The organism is Herbaspirillum sp. UBA812, from assembly GCF_002296545.1.
Lineage (GTDB): Bacteria > Pseudomonadota > Gammaproteobacteria > Burkholderiales > Burkholderiaceae_D > Herbaspirillum > Herbaspirillum huttiense.
Map to the genome: position 1 here is coordinate 1 of NZ_DBIC01000026.1, position 5,669 is coordinate 5,669.

A 5,669-nucleotide genomic window follows, 5' to 3' on the forward strand; every position below is an offset into this window, starting at 1 on the left:
CTGTTCAACGTCAGCTCGCCCAACCTGATCGGTTTCCCCGGCAACACCGGGACCACCAACCTGACGGCGACCATCAGCGATCCGTCGGCGCTGAGCACCAGCGACTACACGCTGAGCTATGACGGTACCAACTACACCTTCACCCGCCTGTCGGACAACACCAAGACCGTCAAGGCGGCCACCGCTTTCCCGGTCACGCTCGATGGCGTGACCTACTCCAACGGTGCGACCCCGGGCGGCGCGCCGACCATGGCCAGCGGCAACACCTACAAGATCCAGCCGACCGCCAATGGCGCAGCGGCCTTCTCGCTGGCGCTCAACAATACCCAGTTGCTGGCCACGGCCGCGCCGATCACCACCTCGATCAACGCCACCAACAACGTCAATGCCAGCACGCCGGGCACCAATACCGGCAATGCGATCATCTCCAACACCTCGCTGGATCCGACCACCTTCAAGCAGGGCTCCTCGGTCGCCTTCACGGCTTCGCTGAGCGGCACCCAGGTGCAGCTGACGGCGGCCTGGACCGGAGCAACGCCGGCGCCTGCGGTGACCTATACCAATCCGGACGGCACCACCGGTTCGGTGGCAGCCGGCACGGCGTTCAACTACACGCCGGGCATGACCATCAGCAGCGGTGGCGTGACTTACTCCCTGACCGGCACACCGTCGGCCGGCGACAAGTTCAACTTCGCTCCGGTGGCGGCCAACAAGGGCACGGCGACCATCAACACCGGTTCGGTCACGGCGGCTTACCTGACCACCACCACGCCGCTGACCAAGCCCACTACGCTGACCTACAACACCGCGGCCACGCCGCCGGCGTTCACCATTTCGCCGGCCGTGCCTGCCGGTGGCGGCACCATCACCCACCAGGATGGCACCACCACCGCCATCGCGGGCGGTGCCACCAGCCTGGCCTATACCGCTGGCGACACCTACGAGATCAGCGGCGTCAAGTTCAAGATTTCGGGCCAGCCGTCCAATGGCGACCAGTTCACCATTGCCGCCAACACCAGCGCCGCGTCGGACAACCGCAACGCGCTGGCCATGGCCAACCTGCAGACGGCCAACACCATCAATGGCACCAGCTTCCAGGGTTCCTACTCGCAGCTGGTGGCCACCATCGGCAACAAGACCAACGAGATCAACGTCACCAACACGGCCGAGAAGACGCGCCTGACGGCGATCCAGGCCCAGCAGCAGTCCGAGTCCGGGGTCAACCAGGACGAGGAACTGGCGCAGATGATCAAGAACCAGCAGCAGTACCAGGCCGCGGCCAAGATCATCCAGGCCGCCAGCGACATGATCAATGTCCTGCTCACCCTGGGCGGTTAATCAGTTAAAGGAAGACGACCATGCGTATTAGCACCCAGATGCTCTATCAGTCGAGCAACAATGACCTGACCAGCATGCAGAGCCAGATCCTGAAGCTGACGCAGCAGGTGACGGCGCAGCAGAAGGTGTTGTTGCCGTCGGATGATCCGGTGGCTGCCGCCCGCGCCCTGGACATGACCCAGACCTCGGCCCTCAACGACCAGTACAAGACCAATCGCCAGAACGCCAACAGCGCGCTGTCGACCGTGCAGGGAACCCTGGACAGCCTGACCAACATGCTGACCAAGCTGAAATCCAACGTCATCACGGCCGGCAATGCCTCCTACTCGAACGCCGAGCGTATCAACATGGCGTCCGAGATCAAGGGCAACCTCAACGAAGTGCTGGGCTATGCCAATGCCCAGGACGGGCAGGGCAATTACATCTTCTCCGGCTTCAAGAGCACGACGCAGCCCTTCACGCTGGATGGTACCGGCGGCGTGGTCTACAACGGCGACCAGGGGGCCATGACGCTGCAGGTGGACTCGACCCGCCAGATGGATATCAGCGCCTCGGGCCAGACGGTGTTCCAGGGCAATGGCCAGGACATCTTCAAGACCATGACCAACCTGATCAACGTCTTGTCGGTGCCGGTGACCGAAGCCGCCAACAAGGCCGATGACACGGCCGCCAACAACTATGTCTATCCCGCCGGCAGCGGCCAGACCCCGATCGCCGCCTACAAGGCGGCCCAGGCTACCCTGGATGCCATGAAGCCGGACGATCCGGGCTACCAGGCGCAATTCACCTCGACCGCCGCGCTCAAGCTGCAATCGGATGCGGCCAATGCGGCACGTACCCCGGTGGTCGGCAGCCAGGCGGCACTGGCACGCAACCTGGCGCAGTTCAATACCCAGATCGACTCGATTTCCAGCAGCGTGTCCACCGTCAAGGCATCCATCGGCGCGCGCCAGAACGAGCTGGACAACCTCGACGCCGCCGGTGAAGTCAACAAGGAAAACTACACCCAGACCATCAACAACCTGCTGGGCCGCAACCTGTCCGATACCAGCGAGCTGATCAGCGACCTGACGCTCAAGCAGACCTATCTGTCGGCAGCGCAGAAGGTGTTCGTCACCACCAGTGGCCTGACTTTGCTGAATTACCTGAAATAATGAATTTACTTTCACAGCGACGGCGTTCCAGGCCGATCGCCGTGAAGGAAAATGCAAAAAAGGCGAACCCGCGGGTTCGCCTTTTTGTTTGCCGCAGACACAAACCGTCGACGTTCATTGCGGCGAAGTCGCACGGGCATCGCCGCCCAGGGCCTGGTACAGCGTCATCTGGTTTTTCAGCTGGTTCAGGCGGACCTGCGCCAGCGTGTTCTCGGCGCTGCGGCGTTTGTCCTGCTGATCCAGCCAGGATTGCAAGGTCACCGAGCCAGCCCGGTAACGCAGTTCGTAGAGCTGTTCGGCTGCCCGCGCCACTTCGACGTTGCGCGCCAGCAGCGCCTGCTGCCGGGCGTATTGCGTGCGCGCCGAAAGGGCGTTCTCGACGTCGCTGAAGGCGGCGTACAGGGTCTGGCGGAACTGGGTGACGGCGCTCTCATAGTCGGCCTGCGAGACCTTGATCTGCAGCTTCATCTGGGTCTGCTGCAAAAACGGCAGGCTCAACTGCGCCGCCAGCGAGGCTACCGGATTCTGCACCAGGCGCAGCAAGGCGTCGCTGCTGGTCCCCAGCGACCCGGTGAGGCTCAGCTTCGGATAGAAGCTGGCGCGCGTCAGGTCGACGTTGGCCAGCGACTCGCGCAATCGCAACTCGGCCGCCCGCAGATCCGGACGCCGCGCCAGCAGCTCGGCCGGCAGTCCCGCCTCCAGCACCGGCAGCGGCTGCTCCGGCAGCGCCGGTGGCAGGCTGCGGCGCTGGCCGGGTGGACTGTCGAACAGGATGGCCAGGGCATTGTCATTTTCCACCTGCTGCTGCACCAGTTCGGTATAGCTGGCTTGCTGGCTCAGCAGGTTCTGCTGTGCGGTCAGCACATCCACTGACGACACCGCCCCTGCGCGGTACTGGGTATTGATCAGGTCCAGGGTCTTCTGCGCATAGGCGATGCTCTGCTCGGCAGTGCGCAGCCGCTGGTTCAGGTAGGCACCGGTCCAGTACAGGTTGGCGGTGGTGCCGACCAGCGAGAGCGCCGTGGCCGCGCGGTCTTGCTCGGTGGCCAGGACTTCCCAGCGGGCCACGTCGTAGTTGGTACCCAGCCGGCCCCACAGGTCGACTTCATAGGACAGGCTCAGCGAGTTCTGGCTGCTGCGGGCAGTCTGGCGATTGCCATCGAGCGCCTTGCTGGCGCTGCTGCCCACTTGTCCGCTGAGCGCCGGGACGAAGGCATCATTGGCGATCCCGGCCTGCAACTGGGCGCGCCGGACCTTGATGGTCGCCAGCGCCAGGTTGTTGTTCTTGCGCAGGACCTCATCGATCAGGGCGCTGAGGGTCTCATCGCCGAAGCCTTGCCACCAGCGGCTGGCGTTGACGGCAGCGGCCGGGTCGCGTTGTTGCCAGGCGGCCGGGGTCTGGGTCACTGGTGCGGTGTAGGGCGTGCGCACCAGCGAACTGCAGCCGCCCAGCAGGGCCAGCGCCAGCAACAGCGCGAGGCGGGAAGGAGGAGGGAAGGACGGGAGCTTGGACATGACGGGCAATTTCATTCGCGGGCGAGGGCATCCACCGGATTGAGGCGCGCAGCATTGCGCGCCGGCAGGAAGCCGAACACCACGCCGATCAGGGTAGAGCAGGCGAAGGCACTGACGATGGAGGCAGTGGAATAGATCAGGTGGAAGCTGCTGACGAAGTGCGCAAACACCGCCCCGAAGGACAGCGCCAGCAGCACGCCCAGCAAGCCGCCGGCCAGGCAGACCAGTACCGCTTCGATCAGGAACTGCTGCATGATGTCGCCCTGGCGCGCGCCTACGGCCATGCGCACGCCGATCTCGCGGGTGCGCTCGGTGACCGAGACCAGCATGATGTTCATGACGCCGATGCCACCGACCACCAGCGAGATCAGCGCAATCATCGACACCAGCAGGGTCAGCGTGGCCGTGGCCTTTTCGATGGTCTGGCGGATGCTGTCGGTGTTGAAGATGTAGAAGTCCTTGGTGCGATGGCGCAGCGTCATCAGCTGGGTGATGCCTTGTTCTGCCGCCGCGCTGGGGACCTTGTCGCTGACCCGCACGGTGATGCCGCTCAGGTAGCGCTGGCCGATCACGCGCGTCATGGCGGTGGTATAGGGTACCCAGACGTTGAGCGAACTGTTGTTGCCAAATCCGTTCTCGCGCTTCTGCGTCACGCCGATCACCCGGCACGGCACGCTGCCGAGGAAGATCACTTCACCCAGCGCATTGCCGCCGTTGGGAAAGAGCTTCTTGTAGGTATTGGCATCGATCACCACTTCCTGCGCCTGGCGGCGGATGCTGTCGTTGTCGAAGCTCATGCCCTGCGCCATCTTCAGTCCGCGCACGCGGAAATACTGTTCACCGACGCCATTGATGGTGGCCGTGACCGAGATGTTGCCGTAGCGCGCCGAGGAGGCTGTGGACACGCTGGGCGTGACGCTGTCCACGTAATTCTGTTCAGCCAGGGCGGCGGCATCGGCTGGCGTGAGGGTGCGGATGGCGGCGGACTTCATGTCGCCGAAATCAGTGCCGGGGAAGATGTCGATGGTATTGGTACCCATGGAGCTGATGTCGGACAGGATCTGTTCGCGCGAGCCACTGCCCAGGGCCACGACCGAGACCACCGAGGCAATGCCGATGATGATCCCCAGCATGGTCAGGAAGCTGCGCAGGCGATGTGCGTTCATCGCCAGCAGCGACATGCGCAGCGCTTCCTTGAAGCGGTCCAGCGCGGCGCGCCAGGCGCTGGCTTGCCGATGCTGCTGGCGCTCCTGCTTGATGATGCCGCTCACCGCTGCCGCCTCGGGCGCGCTGTTGCGGCGATCCGCGATGATCAGGCCATCCTTGATCTCGATGATGCGTTGGGCATTGCTGGCCACCTGCATGTCGTGGGTGACGATGATGATGGTGTGGCCTTCGGCGTGCAATTCCTTGAGGATGTTCATCACCTCGTGGCCGCTGTGGCTGTCCAGCGCGCCGGTGGGTTCGTCTGCCAGGATCACGTCGCCGCCGTTCATCAGCGCGCGCGCAATCGAGACACGCTGCTGCTGCCCGCCCGAGAGCTGGCCGGGCTTGTGGTGGCCACGGTCGGCCAGGCCGAGGCGCGCCAGCAACTGGGCGGCGCGCTGGCGGCGCTGCGCCGGTTCCTGGCCGGCATAGACGGCGGGCACTTCCACGTTGGCG

General features: G+C 64.3%; 4 protein-coding genes. 2 read left to right on the forward strand and 2 right to left on the reverse strand.

Annotated features, from left to right (window positions below):
- Both B3873_RS01375 and flgL read left to right on the forward strand, forming a co-directional pair.
- The coding region (locus B3873_RS01375) for a flagellar basal body rod C-terminal domain-containing protein (protein ID WP_286863668.1) at window positions 1-1,338 on the forward strand (1,338 nt) is incomplete at its 5' end.
- Between the two features lie 20 nt (window positions 1,339-1,358).
- Complete coding sequence (flgL, locus tag B3873_RS01380; protein WP_039788484.1) at window positions 1,359-2,492, forward strand: flagellar hook-associated protein FlgL; 1,134 nt, start codon at window positions 1,359-1,361, stop codon at window positions 2,490-2,492.
- Window positions 2,493-2,606: 114 nt separating this feature from the next.
- Here flgL and B3873_RS01385 read toward each other — a convergent pair whose 3' ends face one another.
- Together B3873_RS01385 and B3873_RS01390 are read right to left on the reverse strand one after the other, a co-directional pair.
- On the reverse strand, window positions 2,607-4,007 hold the full coding sequence (locus B3873_RS01385; RefSeq protein ID WP_286863669.1) for an efflux transporter outer membrane subunit: 1,401 nt from the start codon (window positions 4,005-4,007) through the stop codon (window positions 2,607-2,609).
- A gap of 11 nt (window positions 4,008-4,018) precedes the next feature.
- Window positions 4,019-5,669, reverse strand: a 1,651-nt coding sequence (locus B3873_RS01390; RefSeq protein WP_286863670.1) for a MacB family efflux pump subunit, incomplete at its 5' end; no start/stop codon positions are given.